The sequence below is a fragment of the Sphingobium sp. YBL2 genome, from assembly GCF_000943805.1.
Taxonomy (GTDB): domain Bacteria; phylum Pseudomonadota; class Alphaproteobacteria; order Sphingomonadales; family Sphingomonadaceae; genus Sphingobium; species Sphingobium fuliginis.
On sequence record NZ_CP010954.1, the window covers coordinates 973,433 to 990,249 of the forward strand.

Annotated in this window: 16 protein-coding genes; 12 read left to right on the plus strand and 4 right to left on the minus strand. The window is 65.2% G+C overall.

Translation table 11 applies throughout. From position 1 onward, the window contains the following. The first annotated feature begins 20 nt into the window (after positions 1–20). From lptE to TZ53_RS04685, 4 genes are all read left to right on the plus strand, one after another. Positions 21–515 (plus strand): LPS assembly lipoprotein LptE, encoded by a 495-nt coding sequence (gene lptE, locus TZ53_RS04670; protein ID WP_025551884.1) that lies wholly within the window; start codon positions 21–23, stop codon positions 513–515. Further along, positions 512–1,537 carry a DNA polymerase III subunit delta gene (gene holA, locus TZ53_RS04675; protein ID WP_044660596.1) on the plus strand — a complete coding sequence of 342 codons (1,026 nt, stop codon included), beginning with the start codon at positions 512–514 and terminating at the stop codon, positions 1,535–1,537. Before lptE ends, holA begins: the two co-directional genes overlap by 4 nt. A 98-nt stretch (positions 1,538–1,635) precedes the next feature. Further along, a complete protein-coding gene (msrB, locus tag TZ53_RS04680; RefSeq protein WP_044662858.1) occupies positions 1,636–2,040 on the plus strand; it encodes a peptide-methionine (R)-S-oxide reductase MsrB in 405 nt (134 codons plus the stop codon). 156 nt (positions 2,041–2,196) lie between these two features. Further along, positions 2,197–4,272: a transglycosylase domain-containing protein gene (locus TZ53_RS04685; protein ID WP_044660597.1), complete on the plus strand. Its 2,076-nt coding sequence runs from the start codon at positions 2,197–2,199 to the stop codon at positions 4,270–4,272. 212 nt (positions 4,273–4,484) lie between these two features. Here TZ53_RS04685 and TZ53_RS04690 read toward each other — a convergent pair whose 3' ends face one another. Further along, entirely contained in the window at positions 4,485–5,441 is a 957-nt protein-coding gene (locus tag TZ53_RS04690) for an aspartyl protease family protein (protein WP_025551146.1), read from the minus strand. Positions 5,442–5,697: 256 nt separating this feature from the next. On the opposite strand from TZ53_RS04690, the gene rho reads away from it, so the two are divergent. Together rho and TZ53_RS04700 are read left to right on the plus strand one after the other, a co-directional pair. Beyond that, positions 5,698–6,954, plus strand: coding sequence for a transcription termination factor Rho (rho, locus tag TZ53_RS04695; protein ID WP_007689303.1), 1,257 nt, complete (start codon positions 5,698–5,700; stop codon positions 6,952–6,954). A 134-nt stretch (positions 6,955–7,088) separates the two neighbouring features. Beyond that, positions 7,089–7,808 (plus strand): YjbE family putative metal transport protein, encoded by a 720-nt coding sequence (locus tag TZ53_RS04700; RefSeq protein ID WP_025551148.1) that lies wholly within the window; start codon positions 7,089–7,091, stop codon positions 7,806–7,808. Positions 7,809–7,934: 126 nt separating this feature from the next. Here TZ53_RS04700 and TZ53_RS04705 read toward each other — a convergent pair whose 3' ends face one another. The 3 genes from TZ53_RS04705 to TZ53_RS04715 form a co-directional block, all read right to left on the minus strand. Then, positions 7,935–8,954 carry a phytanoyl-CoA dioxygenase family protein gene (locus tag TZ53_RS04705; protein WP_170825581.1) on the minus strand — a complete coding sequence of 340 codons (1,020 nt, stop codon included), beginning with the start codon at positions 8,952–8,954 and terminating at the stop codon, positions 7,935–7,937. Positions 8,955–9,097: 143 nt separating this feature from the next. Beyond that, positions 9,098–10,066, minus strand: coding sequence for a quinone oxidoreductase family protein (locus TZ53_RS04710; protein ID WP_197565235.1), 969 nt, complete (start codon positions 10,064–10,066; stop codon positions 9,098–9,100). A gap of 15 nt (positions 10,067–10,081) precedes the next feature. Then, entirely contained in the window at positions 10,082–10,780 is a 699-nt protein-coding gene (locus TZ53_RS04715; RefSeq protein ID WP_044660599.1) for a dienelactone hydrolase family protein, read from the minus strand. Between the two features lie 158 nt (positions 10,781–10,938). Here TZ53_RS04715 and TZ53_RS04720 point away from each other — a divergent pair, with 158 nt between their 5' ends. The 6 genes from TZ53_RS04720 to TZ53_RS04745 are packed head-to-tail and all read left to right on the plus strand — an operon-like array spanning position 10,939 to position 16,748. Then, positions 10,939–11,199, plus strand: a complete 261-nt coding sequence (locus TZ53_RS04720) for a DUF6489 family protein (RefSeq protein WP_025551156.1) — start codon at positions 10,939–10,941, stop codon at positions 11,197–11,199. 21 nt (positions 11,200–11,220) lie between these two features. Continuing rightward, positions 11,221–12,504 (plus strand): tRNA uridine-5-carboxymethylaminomethyl(34) synthesis GTPase MnmE, encoded by a 1,284-nt coding sequence (gene mnmE / locus TZ53_RS04725; protein WP_044660600.1) that lies wholly within the window; start codon positions 11,221–11,223, stop codon positions 12,502–12,504. A 59-nt stretch (positions 12,505–12,563) separates the two neighbouring features. Further along, positions 12,564–14,414, plus strand: a complete 1,851-nt coding sequence (mnmG, locus tag TZ53_RS04730; protein WP_044660601.1) for a tRNA uridine-5-carboxymethylaminomethyl(34) synthesis enzyme MnmG — start codon at positions 12,564–12,566, stop codon at positions 14,412–14,414. Then, the gene (gene rsmG, locus TZ53_RS04735; protein WP_044660602.1) at positions 14,411–15,052 is read left to right on the plus strand and encodes a 16S rRNA (guanine(527)-N(7))-methyltransferase RsmG; all 642 of its coding nucleotides are present in this window, start codon (positions 14,411–14,413) and stop codon (positions 15,050–15,052) included. Before mnmG ends, rsmG begins: the two co-directional genes overlap by 4 nt. Then, a complete protein-coding gene (locus TZ53_RS04740) occupies positions 15,049–15,831 on the plus strand; it encodes a ParA family protein (protein WP_025551164.1) in 783 nt (260 codons plus the stop codon). Before rsmG ends, TZ53_RS04740 begins: the two co-directional genes overlap by 4 nt. Before the next feature lie 14 nt (positions 15,832–15,845). Continuing rightward, complete coding sequence (locus TZ53_RS04745) at positions 15,846–16,748, plus strand: ParB/RepB/Spo0J family partition protein (protein ID WP_170825582.1); 903 nt, start codon at positions 15,846–15,848, stop codon at positions 16,746–16,748. The last annotated feature ends 69 nt before the right edge of the window (positions 16,749–16,817 follow it).

Genomic DNA, 16,817 nt, shown 5'->3' on the forward strand with positions numbered 1-16,817 from the left:
AACGGTTAAGGGTAGGTCTTATGAAGCTCTGGCCATTGCTCTTCGTCGCCCTGTCCCTCTCCGCCTGCGGCCTGCGCCCGGTCTATGGCGGGGGCGGCCACGGCCCGGTCGCGCAGGCGCTGGGCAATGTCGAGGTGCAGCCGATAGAGGGCAAGGGCGGCTGGCTGGTGCGCAATGCGCTGAACGACCGGCTGGCGGCGATGAGCGGCACCGGACCCGGTTACAAGCTGGTGGTGAAGCTGGACGACAATATCAGCGGCTTCGGTCTGCGCTCCGACGCCGCCGTCACGCGCGAGCGGCGGACCCTGCGGGCGCGCTATCAGCTTATCGACGGCGCAACCGGCGCGCAAATTCTGGACGATACCGCCGGATCGGATGTCGGCATCGACGTGGTCTCCAGCGAATATGCGACCATCGCGGCGGAAGACACCGCCCTGGAACGCCTGTCGCAGACCATTGCCGACCAGATCGTCGCGCGGCTCGCCCGTTTCGCGGCGCGGGACAAATCCCGTTGAAGGCCAATCGCGGCCAGATCGAAAAGGCGCTCGACGCGCCGCCTGCCGACTGCCGCTTCTTCCTGCTCTACGGACCCGACGAAGCGGGCAGCACGGCGCTCGCCAAGCGGCTGGAGCGCGCCATGGGGCCGGAAGCGGAGCGGGTCGACCTGGACGGACCGACTCTGCGCGACGATCCGGCGCGGCTGGCGGATGAAGCGGCGTCCTTCTCCATGTTCGGGGACAAGCGCTGGATTCGCGTCACCGGCATGGGGGAGGAATCGCTGCCCGCCCTCAACGCCCTGCTGGAGGCGGAGGCGGCGGGCAATCCCGTCATCGCCATAGCGGGCGCGCTCAAGGGCACGTCGAAGCTGCTCAAGCTCGCGCTCGACCACAAGCAGACCATGGCCTTCATATCCTACCAGCCCGACGCGCGGGAGGCGGAGCAGATCGCCATCGCCATCGCGCGGGAAGGGGGGCTGCGCCTTTCGCCCGAACTGGGCCGCCGCATCGCCGATCTTGCCAATGGCGACCGCACGCTGATGGCCGGGGAGGTGGAAAAGCTGGTCCTCTATCTCGACGCCGCGCCGGACCGCCCGCGCGAAGCGACGGAGGAGGCGCTGGACGCCCTTTCCGCCGACAATCCCGACAGCGACGCCGCGCCGCTGGTGAATGCCGTGCTGGGCGGCGACCTGCGCGGCATGCACCGGGAACTGGGGCGGCTGGCGGAGGCGGGAACGGCGATGGCGGCGGTGCTGCGCCCGCTGCTGGCCCGCGCCATGCTGCTCGCCAATATCCGCACCGATTTCGATGACAGCGGCCGGCTGGAAGGCGCGGTCGAGGCGGCGGGCAAGCAGGTCTTCTGGAAGGAAAAGGGCATCGTCACCCGGCAGGTCCGCATCTGGGACGCGCCCGGCATCGCGCGCGTCATCCACAGGCTCGCCCAGGCGGAGCGCGCCAGCCGGTCGGGCAGGGGGCTGGGCGACCTGATGGTCCGGCACGAACTGCTCGCCATCGCCCGCCAGGCGGCGCGGGAGCGATAGAGGTTTCTCCCGGGCGCTGCCGCCGGCCGCGGGAGCGCCGTTACCCAGATCATGCTAACCGCTTGATCGCACGCCCGCCCACCGCCATATTGCCGGGCATGGACAAGCTCAACCTGACCGACGCCGAATGGCGCGAGCGCCTTTCCCCCGAACAATATCATATTCTGCGGGAGGGCGGCACGGAACGGGCCTTCACCGGCAAATATAACAGCAACAAGGCCGATGGCCGCTATTTCTGCGCGGGCTGCGGCGCCGAACTGTTCGATGCGGACGAAAAATATGACAGCGGATCGGGCTGGCCCAGCTTCACCGCGCCGGTCGACATCGATGCGGTCGATGAAATCCGCGACACCAGCCATGGCATGATCCGCACCGAAGTCCGCTGTTCGAATTGCGGCGGGCATCTGGGCCATGTCTTCCCCGACGGTCCGGGCGTCAACGGCCTGCGCTATTGCATGAACAGCGCGTCGCTCGATTTCAAGCCGCGCGACGAAGGCGAATGATCGTTCATCGCCGGTAAAGCGGCGCTTCCCTTGAGGATGACGGGCGATTTCGGCAGAGGCGAAATCGCGCATGACGGAGAAATTCCGGCTTTTTTGCGCGGCCTGCACGGCTTTTCCACTGGCCGCCTTTTCGTTTAGCGCATATCCGGGCGAACCATGGCACGATCAGGCAAGAGCAGCGAACCGCGGGGCAAATTGAAGACATGGCTGGTGCGGGGCCTGAAGATCGGCCTCGTCGGCGGCCTCAGCGCGCTTGTCGCGATCGTCGTGGCGGTGGTGATCGCCTATCAGTCTCTGCCCGACTATGAATCGCTGAAGTCCTCGCCCAACGGCCAGATGATCCGCGTCCATGCCGCCGACGGCAGCGTCATCGTATCGCTGGGCCCCAGCTTCGGCCGCTGGCTGAGCTACGACCAGATTCCGACCGTGATGGTCGATGCGATGGTTTCGACCGAGGACAAGCGTTACTATCTGCACCCCGGCGTCGATCCCATCGGCATGGCGCGCGCCGCCTGGGTGGCGCTGGAGCGGCGCGGCAGCGGCCGCCGCTGGCAGGGCGCGTCCACCATCACCCAGCAGGTGACGCGCAACATCTTCCTCAACAACAGCTACAGCTGGGGCCGCAAGGTGCGCGAAATGGTGCTGGCCCTCGCGCTGGAGCGCAAATTCTCCAAGCGGCAGATCCTGGAGCTTTATCTCAACAAGGTCTATTTCGGCGGCGGCGCCTATGGCATCGACGCGGCCAGCCGCAAATTCTTCGGCCACCCGGCCACCAGCCTGGATCTGCCCGAAGCGGCGATCGTCGCCGGCCTGGTGAAGGCGCCCTCCAGCTATTCCCCGACCGCCGACGCCGATGCCGCCATCGGCCGCGCGGGCGTGGTGCTGGAACTGATGGAGGAAAATGGCAAGATCAGCGCGGCGGAACGCGCTTCGGCCGGTCTCCAGAATGTAAGGATGGCGCCCGAACCGCCGCAGAACAGCGTCCGCTACTTCACCGACTGGGCGCTGCCGCAGCTCGACACGCTGATCGATGAGCCCAATGAGCCGCTGGAGGTCTACACCACCATCGACCTCAACATGCAGAAGGCGGCCACCGCGGCGATCCAGGCCAATGTGCCCAGCGGCACGCAGGGCGCGCTGGTTTCGCTCGACCGCGACGGCGCGGTGCGGGCGATGGTCGGCGGGCTGGACTATGTGAGCTCCAACTATAATCGCGCGACGACTGCGACGCGGCAGCCGGGTTCGGCCTGGAAGATCTTCGTCTACATGGCGGCGCTGGAGGCGGGCTATACGCCCGACACCGGCGTCACCGACAGTCCGGTCGACATCAACGGGTGGAAGCCGCGCAACAGCAATGGCCGCTTTTCCGGCGACATCGATATCCGCACCGCCTTCGCCTATTCGGTCAACACCGTGGCGGCGAAGCTGGGCGTGGAGGTCGGCTTCCCCACCGTGGCGGACATGGCGCGCCGCTTCGGCATCACCACGCCGATCAACACCCATCCCTCGATGGTGCTGGGCACGTCCGATGTGCGCCTGATCGACATGACGCGCGCCTTCGCCTCCATCGCGCGCAAGGGCGTGGCCGTGACTCCCTATGGCATCACCCGGGTGACGACCGCCGAAGGCCGCCTGCTCTACGAACATCAGGACGACACCAGCCGGGTGCTGGTCGCCCCCTGGGTCGCGGCGGGGATGACCGACCTGATGCAGACCGCCGTCAGCACCGGCACCGGCAGGGCCGCGCAGATCGGCCGCCCCGTCGCCGGCAAGACCGGCACCACCAGCAGCAACAAGGACGGCTGGTTCCTGGGCTTTTCCAGCGGCATCACCACCGGCGTCTGGATGGGCCGCGACGACGCCCGCGCCGTGGGCGTCCTCCAGGGCGGCCGGGCGCCGGCCCATGCCTTTGCCGACTATATGAAGGTCGCCGTCGCGAAACGCCCGGTCGAACAGTTCGAAACGCAGGTGACGCTGCCCGAATGGCAGCTCGAACCGGATGAGGAGGCCTATTATGGTCAGCCCGACGGCGGCACGGACAGCGGCATGATGGTCGATGAAAACGGCCTTCCCATAGAACGGGCGCAGCAGCCGCCGGAGGATGAGGAACAGCCGGACGATAGCGGGCAGGCGGCGCCCAATCCCGCCGACCGGCCGCAGCCGCCGCGTCTGGACCAGCAATGGATCGACAATGTGCTGGGCCGCAATCGGCAGCAGCCGGCGCCACATTAGAGCCAATCGACATTCAGATGATGACGAGCCGAAAATGGTGGTTTTCCGTGACCCGGCGCGCAGCCTACTCAAAGTAGGTGAGCACCGGAAGCACGGAAAAGCGTCATTTGCAGGCCGTCAGGGCTGAATGTCGATTGGCTCTAGGGCATGGTGCGGAAAAGGCTGCCCTGAGCCTGTCGAAGGGGGCCACCGGTTTTCCGCTTAAACCATGCCTAACCCGCCGCTCTCCGCGCCGTCGCGAAGCGTTTCCGGTCGAGCAGCCCCGTATCCGGCAGCAGGAAGTCGACCTTCCCCCGCCCGAAGTCGATCGCCACCCGGTCGAACAGCTTGAGCGCGTCGATGCCGAGCAGCAGCGCGGGCTTGTCCTGAAGCTCCAGTTCCGCGAAGGGCTGGGCATCCGCGAACATCACCGGCATCTCGTTCAGCGTGACCTGCCCCATGCGCACCCGGTCGATCAGGCCCGCCTGGCCCGACAGCGTCTCTCCCGTCACGCTGGTCAGCGTCACCAGCTTCATCGCGGGCGCTTTCTTCTTGCGCACCAGCTTGTTCATCAGCGCCATATTGCCGACGCTGACCGAAGTGCCGGTGTCCAGGATGATGCTGACCTGCATCCCGTTCACGTCGGAATCGAGCAGGATCAGCTGCCCCTGGCGCCGCCGCGCCTCGACGACGATGACATTGGGGTCGCGCCAGCTCCGCTTGCTGTTGCTGATCTCCATCTGGCCCGTGCGGAAATTCAGCAGCAGCCGCTTGGCGTGCAGGCCGTCCAATCCCAACAGTCCCGGCGCGCCGATATGCTCGCCTTCCAGCACCGGCGCCTCTATGTCGTCCACCACGGTCTTGCCGAAGCCCAGGCGCGGGACGGCCACCGTGTCCACCTCCGCTCGGCCGGTCATGCTGATCACCGTCACCCGATCCCGCAGCGGCAGCGCAAGCCGTTCGGCCAGGGCGCGGGAAATGACGGTGCGCTGCGATCCGGTGTCGACCACGAAATTCCACGGCCCCCTGCCGTCGATCTGGATGGGGATGGTGATGCGGGCGTCGTCGCTGGCAATGGTGCGGATCACCGCCGGCGGCTCTTCGGGGTCCAGCGCCGGGCGATCCTGCGCCGCAAGGGGAGGGCTGGCGATCGCGATCGCGATGCCCAGAGCGGCGCGCCAGCGTCCCATCTCCCGTTCCTCCTAATTTTATTCCTGTATAGCATGAGCGCCCCGGTTCCGCCCATCCCATTTCATTCGCGGCAGGGCGCATATCGGCAATTTCCGTTCAACTGAACGGCTCAGCCACCTTGACTTGGCCTATGGCAGATCGCTAAACGCCAGACATTCTATCCCGCCCGTCCGGCGCGGGTTTCCCCGAGTCATTGCCGGGCAGACCTTCCCCATTTCTCCTTCCTCGTCTCTCATTCCATCGGACTTCACGCGAATGCACCTTAAGGATCTCAAGAAAAAAGCGCCCGCCGAACTCGTGACCATGGCGGAGGAACTGGGCGTCGAAGGCGCATCGACCCTGCGCAAGCAGGACCTGATGTTCGCGATCCTCAAGGTCGAGGCCGACAATGGCGAGCAGATCATGGGCGAGGGCACGATAGAGGTGCTGCCCGACGGCTTCGGCTTCCTGCGCTCGCCCGAAGCGAACTTCCTCGCCGGTCCCGACGACATCTATGTCTCGCCCAACCAGGTCCGCAAATTCGGCCTGCGCACCGGCGACACGGTGGAAGGCGAAATCCGCGCGCCCAAGGATGGCGAGCGTTATTTCGCGCTGACCAAGCTCATCTCGGTCAATTTCGACGATCCCGAAGTCGTCCGCCATCGCGTCAATTTCGACAATCTGACGCCGCTCTACCCGACGCAGAAGCTGACGCTCGACGCGACCGACCCGACCGTCAAGGACAAGTCGGCCCGCGTCATCGACATCGTCTCGCCGCAGGGCAAGGGCCAGCGCGCCCTGATCGTCGCGCCGCCCCGCACCGGCAAGACGGTGCTGCTCCAGAATATCGCCAAGGCGATCACCGACAATCACCCCGAAGTCTTCCTGATCGTCCTGCTGATCGACGAGCGTCCGGAAGAAGTCACCGACATGCAGCGCAGCGTGAAGGGGGAGGTGGTTTCCTCGACCTTCGACGAACCGGCGCAACGCCACGTCCAGGTCGCTGAAATGGTGATCGAAAAGGCCAAGCGCCTCGTGGAACACAAGAAGGACGTGGTGATCCTGCTCGACTCGATCACCCGCCTCGGCCGCGCCTACAACACGGTGGTGCCGTCCTCGGGCAAGGTGCTGACCGGCGGCGTCGACGCCAATGCATTGCAGCGGCCGAAGCGCTTCTTCGGCGCGGCGCGCAATATCGAGGAAGGCGGTTCGCTCTCGATCATCGCCACCGCGCTGATCGACACCGGCAGCCGCATGGACGAAGTCATCTTCGAAGAGTTCAAGGGCACCGGCAACTCGGAAATCGTGCTGGACCGCAAGGTGGCGGACAAGCGCATCTTCCCGGCGCTGGACGTCGGCAAGTCCGGCACCCGCAAGGAAGAACTGCTGGTCGACAAGGCCAAGCTTTCCAAGATGTGGGTGCTGCGCCGTATCCTGATGCAGATGGGCACGGTCGACGCGATGGAATTCCTGCTCGACAAGATGAAGGATTCCAAGACCAACGAGGATTTCTTCGATTCGATGAACCAGTAAGCCGCGGCATGGGTTGTGCTTCTGCCGGAGGCGCGCATCCATTCCATCGCGCCGCCGCGATTTTTCGGGCCGTCGGACTCCGGTCTGGCGGCCCCTTTGTTTTGGGCCATATTTTCAGGGGATAGCAGGCCGTCATGATCGACCTACTCGCAACCGCCGCCGCTGCGGCTCAGGGGATCGGCTCACCCGCCGACATCTGGGCGCATATCGTCAATGATTTCAGCAATATCGGCTCGCCCGCCGCGCTGGCTGCCTTCGGCCAGGTGTTGATGATCGACGTTCTGCTGGCGGGGGACAATGCGATCGTCGTCGGCGCCTTGGCGGCGGGCCTGCCTGCGGAACAGCGCAAGAAGGTGATCCTGATCGGCATCATCGCCGCGCTGGTGCTGCGCATCGGCTTCGCGCTGGTGGTGACGCAGCTGATGCAGATCGTCGGGCTGATCCTGGCGGGCGGATTGCTGCTGCTGTGGGTGGCGTTCAAGATGTGGCGCGAACTCCACCCGAAGCGGGGCGGGGACACGCCCGACACCGGCGACGACGACATATCCGGCCTGCGTCCGGCCAAGAGCTTCGCGGGCGCGGCCTGGGCGGTGGCGGTCGCTGACGTTTCGATGAGCCTCGACAATGTGCTGGCGGTGGCGGGCGCGGCGCGCGATCATCCCGGCATCCTGATCATCGGGCTGATTCTGTCCGTGGCGCTGATGGGCATCGCCGCGAACATCATCGCCAAATATATCGAGCGCTTCCGCTGGATCGCCTATCTGGGCCTGGCGGTCATCATCTATGTCGCGATCAAGATGATCTACGACGGCATCGTCGACCATCAGGTCGGCATATTGACGCTCTTCGTCTAGAGAGATTGGGCATCTGTGTTCCTGCGCAGGCAGGAACCCAGTCCCGCCGTTTGAACTGGGTTCCTGCCTGCGCAGGAACACGGCGGGTTATGGCAGAAGGGCTCCATGCGCCCTTCAGCGCACCGATCAACCGTCCGCCGCGCCCTTGATGCCCACCGGCCGCCATGGCTGCCTGATCAGGCCGGCGGCCTTATCGCCCAGCCACCAGCGCAGCGGAATCCGGCGCTCGGCAATGCCGGGCAGGCTCCAGACATCCCATCCCCTGGCCGGCCGGAACGGGTTGCGACGGCCATAGGCCCAAATCTCGACCCGCGTCGCGGGGGTGCTGGCCGGGCTGCGCGCATGAAAGCCGAATGTGTCGGCGATCAGCAGGGTGTTGGCGGGCACTGCATAGATGCTGGGCTGCGGCAGGCCCAAGGCCGCCAGTTCGCTGACATCGATGCGCAGCGATCCTCGGGCGGAAAGACGGCAATCGCCATCGCGCGCGCTCAGGCTGCGCTGCTTTTCCCAGGCCAGCCGCTGCGGCGTCAACCGGTGCGACCCCTTCACATAGGCGAAGGGACCGGTTTCGACCGGCACGTCCTCCAGGAACAGCCATGCCTTCATCGCCGGATAGAAGGTATCGGCATGGAAAGCGAGCTGCGGATCAGGCGCGGCGTCGCGCCGCTGCGGCAGGATGGACTGGACGTAGAGCAGCGGCTCTATGTCGAAGCCGGAGACATAGCGCGACAGCGCCTGCCAGCGGCCATCCCGGCGGAAGGCTTCGAAGGCCGGAATGGCGCGCCGGGCGGCGGGGTCCAGCGCCAGCCGCCGCGTGATCGTGTCGCCCTGAACCATTTCCCGCGCCGGTCCGCGGTAGGAAAAGAGTTGTTCCTGGAGGGCGCGGAAGGTTTCTGTCGACAGGAAATCCCGGATTTCAACGACACCGTCCCGGTCGAAAGTCGTCCGATGCTCCGGATCGACGGCATTGGCCAATCGTTTGCGGCGCCGGGCCGTCATGGCCTGCGCCGCCTGCACGCGCGCCGCGTGCAGCCCCAGCGAATTGAGCCGCGTCGAACCGATCAGCGGATTGTCGACAAAGGATTTGGCGCCGGTGAAAAGCTGGGCGAACCAGAGCGGCGCGAGCAGGGGCGCAAAGGCGTTCATCGACCGCGCCTTGCCATTCCGGTGGGCCCCGGTCGAGCGGAATATGCCGCCCGCCTTGAAAAACAATGCGTTTCCAATGATGTGACGTGCACTGTCATCCGACCGATACCGACGCAAACCGCTTCCAGCCCTGCCTGCGGCAGTCAGGGGATCAGGAGCGTGCTTCCCGTGGTTTGCCGCGCCTCCAGCGCGCGGTGCGCGTCGGCGGCATCCGCCAGGGCAAAGCGCTGGCCGACGACGGTCCTTACCACGCCCCGCGCCATGCGGTCGAACAGCCTTTCGGCCGTCCGCGCCAACTCTTCGGGAGTAGCGATATAGTCGAACAGGGTCGGGCGGGTGACATAAAGCGACCCACCCCGGCTGAGTTCGAGCAGGCTGATCGGCGGCACCGCGCCGGACGCATTGCCGTAGCTCACCATCAGGCCGCGCCGCTTGAGCGACGCCAGCGACGCGCTCCAGCTATCCTTGCCCACGCCGTCATAGACGACATCCACTCCACGCCCGCCGGTGATCTCCCGCACGGCGAATGCCAGGCTGTCGAAGCTCCCATAAAGGCTATGTTCGGCATCCACCTTCGCCGCCTTTTCCGCCGATCCGCAATGGGCGATCACCAGCACGCCCTTGTCGCGCAGCCACGGCACCAGCACGGAACCGACACCGCCGGCGGCGGCATGGACCAGCGCGAACTGCCCCGCATCCAGGGTGACGATGTCCTCCGCCAGATAGCAGGCGGTCATGCCCTTCAGCATCATCGCCGCCGCATCCTGCGTGGTGACGGCATCCGGAATCCTCACCGTCTGGTCGGCGCGCACCATCCGATGCGTGGCATAGGCGCCCAGTCCGACCGCACAGCCCACCTTGTCGCCCACGGCAAAGCCGGTGACGCCCGGACCGACGGCGGCGACATGGCCCGCACCTTCCGCGCCGATCGGCGTGGGCAACGGCGCGGGATAAAGGCCGCTGCGAAAATAGGTGTCGATGAAATTCAACCCGACGGCATCCTGCGCGATCAGCAATTCGCCTTCACCGGGCAGGCCGGGGTCGAACTCTTCCCGCGCGATCACCTCCGGCCCGCCATGCGTGCGTGCCACCATCCGCCATGCCTGCGTCATGCCTTTGCCTCCCGGTCAGAGATGGGCCGCGAAGAAATCCGCGGTCCGGCCATCGGCAAGCTGCGCCGCCGCCTCGTTGCGGCGCGCGCCCATCTCGGCGGCAAAGCCGTGATCCAGCCCCTCATAATCATGCAGGGTGACATGACGATTGTCCTTCAGCCCGTCATGCATCTTCTGCTGCACCTCGGGCGGAACGAAGCCGTCGGCGGTGGGAACATGCAGCAGCACCGGCTTGCCGATGGCGTGCTGTTCCTTCAGCAGGCCGTCGATGCCGACGCCATAATAGGCCACGAACGCATCGCCATCGGTCCGGCAAGCCGACATGAACACCAGCCGCCCGCCCAGGCAATATCCGACCAGCCCGACCTTGCCGCCTTGCCCCAGTTCCTCCCGCGCGGCCTTGATCGTCGCCTCTATGTCGCGAATGCCCTGATCCTGGTTGAATTTCTGCATATGGCCGATGGCCGCCTGAAAATCCTCCGCTATGTCGGCATCCAGCTCGACATGCGGCTTCTCGCGCCAGAAAAGATCGGGAGAAAGGGCCAGATAGCCGGCCGCCGCCCAGCCATCGCATTTGCGCCGAATCCCCTCGTTCACGCCAAAGATTTCCTGGATCACCACGATCGCGGCCTTGGGCGTTCCCTGCGGCCGGGCAACATAGACATCGAACCGGGCATCGCCCTCCAGCGTGGGGATGGATGTGAATGCTGCCATGGGAAATCCTTTCCTTTTTCCTGACATTGTCGATGGCCGGCATAATGGCGGTTGCGGGGCGGAGTGCAACCATGCTTGCCGTCAAAAAATTTGCCTTGCGCGCCCTTGTTGCGGCATGAGGCGTTGTAAAGGGTGGCTGCAGCAAAGGGTAGCAGGATATGAAGGTAAGCGTGGACGTCGACTGCACTCCTGCGGAGGCCCGGGCTTTCCTGGGGCTGCCGGATGTCACCCCCATTCACGACAAATATGTGAAGACGATGCTCGACAGCTTCGACGGCGTCGCCAATGTCGAGCAGATGGAGACCCTGTTCAAGAGCTTCTCGCCCTTGGGCGATGCCGGAATGCGCCTGTTCAAGCAGATGATGGACATCGGCCTGGCCGGAATGCCGGGCAAGAATGGCGACAAGAATCCGGGCTGATCCTGCCAGGGACGGCGCGCCGTGACGGACACCATCTTTGCCCTGTCGAGCGGCGCGCCCCCTGCCGGCATTGCTGTCATCCGGATCAGCGGACCGGCGGCAGGCCGGGCGCTTCTTGCGCTGGCCGGGCAATTGCCACCACCCCGGCGGGCCCGGCTGGCGTCGCTGCACGACCCCCGCGACGGCGCCTTATTGGATCGGGCCCTGATCCTGTGGTTTCCCGGACCGGATACGGCGACCGGCGAGGACCTGGCCGAACTGCATTGCCATGGCGGGCGGGCGGTCATCGCCGCGGTCGAGCAGGCGCTGGGCACGCTCGAAGGATTGCGCCGGGCCGAAGCGGGAGAGTTCACACGCCGCGCCTTCGCCAATGGCCGCATGGATCTGAACGCGGTGGAGGGGCTGTCCGATCTGCTCGCTGCCGAGACACAGCAGCAGCGGCGCGCGGCTTTGTTGATGGCGGAAGGCCATTTTTCACGGCGGGTGGAGGGATGGCGCCGAACATTGCTCGATCTTTCCGCCATGACGGAAGCGGCGCTGGATTTCTCCGATGAGGATGATGTGCCCGATCAGGGAATGGAGGCGCGGATCGACCAGGGCGTCCATGGACTGGCAGGGGAAGTCGAAGCCATGCTCGCCGCGCCATCGGCCGAGCGGTTGCGCGACGGCGTTCGCGTGGTTCTGGCAGGCCCGCCCAATGCGGGGAAGTCGACGCTGCTCAACCGGCTTGTCGGGCGGGAGGCGGCGATTGTGTCGGACATAGCCGGGACGACCCGCGACCGGATAGAAGTACCGGCCGCGCTGCATGGCACCGCCTTTCTTTTCACGGACACCGCCGGCCTGCGCGCCGAGACGGACGATGCCATTGAAGCCATCGGCATGGACAGGGCGCGGGGCGCGCTGGACGCGGCGGACATCATCCTCTGGTTGGGTCCGGCGGAGGAGGCTCCTCGCGCGGACGCCCTATTGGTTGCCGCGCAATGCGACCGGAACATGGCTACGGACCGCCCCGGTATTCGGCTTTCGGCCGTCACAGGCGAGGGGATGGATCGCCTGACATCCATTCTGCTCGAACGCGCCGCCGCTCTCCTGCCGGGTGAGGGCGATTATGCCCTGCACCGGCGGCAGCGGGAAGCCGGGGCGCAATTGCACGGGCATCTGAGCGCCGCGCAGGCATCGGACGATCTGCTGATCGTAGCGGAGGAGTTGCGACAGGCCCGTCAGGCCATAGACCTGTTGACCGGACGAGCCGGTACGGAGGACATGCTCGACCGCCTGTTTGCCGGATTCTGCATCGGTAAATAGCCATGTTCCACGTGGAACAGTTTTGACCGGGGCGCCCGACTTCTGTTAAGGGGGCGCGCATGCGAACAAGCTATGATGTGATCGTGGTCGGCGGCGGCCATGCAGGCTGCGAAGCGGCGGGCGCAGCGGCGCGCAAAGGGGCCTCGGTTGCGCTATTGACCTTCGACAGAGCGACGGTGGGCGCCATGTCCTGCAATCCGGCCATAGGCGGTCTGGGCAAAGGCCATCTGGTACGGGAGGTCGACGCACTGGACGGCTTGATAGCCCGTGCTGCCGACGCCGCTGCCATTCACTACCGCATGCTCAACAGCAGCAAGGGCGCAGCGGTTCAGGGTCCGCGCATCCAGGCGGATCGCAAACGCTATCGTGCCGAGATTCACCGCCTCCTCGACCGCCAGCCTGGACTGGAGATCGTGGAGGGAGAAGCCATCGGATTGATCCTGACGGGCGGAACCATCGCCGGATTGTCCCTGGCCGACGGACGGATGCTCAAGGCGCCCGCCGTGGTGCTCGCGACGGGAACATTTCTGGGTGGCAAGCTCTTCCGGGGGGAAGAGACGCAGGCGGGCGGCCGTACCGGAGAGCGGGCGGCGATGGCTTTGGGGGTTCAGCTTCGCGCGCTGGACCTGCCGGTTGGAAGGCTCAAGACCGGAACCCCTCCCAGAATCGATGGCCGCACCATCGATTGGGCGCGGCTTGAGGCGCAGCCTTCCGATGGGTCGGCATGGACCATGTCCGCCATGTCGCCGGGGCGACCGCTACCGCAATTGAGCTGCGCCATTACGCGCACCAATGAATGCACGCATGCGATCATCCGGGAAGGGCTAGGCCGCTCGCCTTTGTTCAGCGGCGCGATCGAGGGCAGGGGGCCGCGTTACTGCCCATCGATCGAGGACAAGGTGATCCGCTTCGGCGATCGCGACGGGCATCAGATATTCCTGGAGCCGGAGGGGTTGGACGACCATCTGGTCTATCCCAACGGGATTAGCACTTCGCTTCCCGCCGATGTGCAACTGTCGATGGTGCGGTCGATGGCGGGTCTGGAAAAGGCCGAAATCGTCGTGCCCGGCTATGCCGTGGAATATGACCATATCGATCCCCGCGCCTTGGATGCGACGTTGGAAGTGCGCGCGATCCCCGGTCTTTTCTGCGCGGGGCAGATCAACGGCACCACCGGATATGAAGAGGCGGCGGCTCAAGGCCTGATCGCCGGAATCAATGCCGCCGCCAGGGCCAAGGCGGAGGAACCGCTCATTCTGGATCGGGCCAGCAGCTATATCGGCGTGATGATCGACGATCTGGTCCTGCAGGGCGTGACCGAGCCCTATCGCATGCTCACTGCCCGCGCCGAATATCGGTTGCGGCTGCGCGCCGATAATGCGGGCACCCGATTGGCCCCGCTCGGCATCTATCATGGGGTGCTCGGCAAAGAGCGGACCGCCTATTATGCGGAACGCGCCCATCAGCGCTCGCTCGTGGAGGAAGAATTGGGCCGTTCCTTCTCGGCCACCGAAATGGCCAGATCGGGCGCATCCGTCCGGCAGGATGGCGCGCGCCGCACCCTGTTCGAATGGGCGCGATTTCCGGAGGTGGGGCAGGATCTGCTCTTCGCACTCGCGCCGGCATTGGCCCGAACATCCGCCGACCTGCGCGACGAGATTCTGGAAGATGCGCATTATGCGCCCTATCTGGAGAGGCAGGAGGCGGAGATCGCGGAGATGCGCCGCAATGAACGTGTCGCCATTCCGGCCGATTTCGACTTCGCTTCTATCGGCGGGCTCTCGACGGAAATGATCGAGCGGCTGGATCGGGCGCGGCCGGATACGCTTGCGGCGGCGGGGCGCATTCGCGGCATAACGCCCGCGGCACTGGCGGCCCTTCTTGTTCACATCAGGCGGCGCGCCGCGTGACGGAAGAAGAAGCACGGCAATGGTTGCAGTCCCGTTTCGATGTTTCACGTGGAACATGGGAGCGGCTGGAGAGCTATGTTGCGATCCTTCTGAGGGAGATGGAGCAGCAGAACCTGATCGCTGAATCGACCCGCGCCCATATATGGGCACGGCACATTGTCGATTCCGCGCAGCTCCTGCCTTTGGCCGCGAAGGCCGGGCAGGGCAGGTGGGTCGACCTGGGCTCGGGTGCCGGCTTGCCGGCCATAGTCATCGCGATCCTCCATGAACGCCCCATCCAACTGGTGGAGTCCCGGCGCAAGCGGATCGACTTTCTGAACGACGTCATCGCAGAGCTGGGCCTCTCCCATGCCCAGGTCTTTGGCGGTCGGGTAGAGACCGTTCCCGCTTCGGCGGCAGCCATCATCAGCGCCCGCGCCTATGCGCCTCTGCCCCGGCTACTCGAATCCGCGCATCATCTGGCCGATGAAAAAACCATTTGGGTGCTTCCAAAAGGACGAAATGCGCAGAATGAACTGGAGGCGGCGACTCGATCATGGCAAGGTGCGTTCCACGTGGAACGCAGCGTGACCGATGCCGACAGCGCCATCATCGTCGCGGAGGCGGTCCGATCCGTCAGGAGGAAAGCCCGAGGATGATCCGTATTGCCATTGCCAATCAGAAGGGCGGCGTCGGAAAAACCACGACCGCCATCAATCTGGCCACAGGTCTGGCGGCCACTGGTCTTCGCGTGCTGCTGGTCGATCTCGATCCTCAGGGCAATGCGTCCACCGGACTCGGCGTCAACCAATCGGATCGCGTCCAGTCGAGCTACGACCTGCTTCTCGGCAATTGCGCGCTTGAGGATGCGGTTCTCGGCACGCGGGTTCCCAAGCTCGACATCGTTCCCGCGACACAGGATCTGTCGGGCGCGGAGATCGAACTGATCGAATATGAGGAACGGACCCATCGGCTGGAAAGGGTCCTCGCCGAAGCCCAGCCCGGCCGTTGGGACATCTGCCTTATCGACTGCCCGCCCTCGCTTGGCCTGCTGACGATAAACGCCATGGTCGCGGCGCAGTCGCTGCTCGTGCCGCTGCAATGTGAATTTTTTGCGTTGGAAGGGCTCTCGCAACTGCTCCAGACAGTGGAACGGATTCGTGGCCGCTTCAATCCCGGCCTGTCGATCATGGGCGTGGCGCTCACCATGTACGACCGCCGCAATCGCCTGACGGATCAGGTTGCGGACGATGTGCGGGCCTGTCTGGGCGATCTTGTCTTTTCCACGGTCATCCCGCGCAATGTCCGCCTGTCGGAAGCGCCCAGCCACGGCGTGCCGGCCCTGATCTACGATTTCCGCTGCTCGGGATCGGAAGCCTATATGCGTCTGGCGCGTGAGTTGATCGCGCGCCTGCCCCGGCAGGAGGTTGCTGCTTGAATAACGAAAATGCCATGAAGTCGGTGAAGCGCCCCCACGGCCTTGGCCGGGGGCTGTCGGCACTGTTGGGAGACGTGGCGCGGGAAGAACCCGTCGCGCCGACAGCGGCCACGCCGCCGTCCACCAAGGCGATCCAGAGCATCGAAGTCGCGCTGATCCAGCCCCATCCGGAACAGCCGCGCCGCCATTTCGATGAGGGCGCGTTGCAGGAACTGGCGGACAGCATCGGCAAGCGGGGCGTCATCCAGCCGATCATCGTTCGGCCCCATGGCGGCGGTTTCCAGATCGTCGCGGGCGAGCGTCGCTGGCGCGCGGCCCAGCGCGCCCAGCTTCACCGCATCCCTGCCATCGTGCGCGATTTCGATGAGGCGGAAACGCTGGAAATCGCCCTTATCGAAAATATCCAGCGCGAAGACCTCAACCCGATCGAAGAAGCGGAAGCCTATCGCAAGTTGATCGCGGAGTTCCAGCACAGCCAGGAAGCGCTGGGCCGTCTGGTCGGCAAGTCGCGCAGCCATGTCGCGAACTTGATGCGCCTTCTCGATCTGCCCGCGCCCGTTCAGCAGCAGGTGATCGAACAAAAGCTCAGCATGGGCCATGCCCGTGCGCTGATCGGCGCGCCGGACTGCGAAAATCTGGCCCGCACCGTGGAAGCCAGGGGCCTGTCGGTTCGCGATACGGAACAACTGGTGCGCCGCGCGAAGAAGGGCGATGACGCGCCCGGCCGCAGACGGGCGGCTGTCCCGAAGGAAAACGATCCCGACATCGCGGCTCTGGAGCAGCATCTTGCCGACATATTGGGGGTGAAGGTCGACATCGACTATATGCAAGGCGGCAACGGCACGCTTTCGCTGCATTATTCGACGCTCGACCAACTGGACATGCTGTGCCAGCGCCTCTCGGGCGAGCGTATCTGAAGCTTCGCCAAAGGACTGGTGGCCAACGCATTTAGGCGCGGCGGCCACTGGTCTTTTCCCCCTCAACTG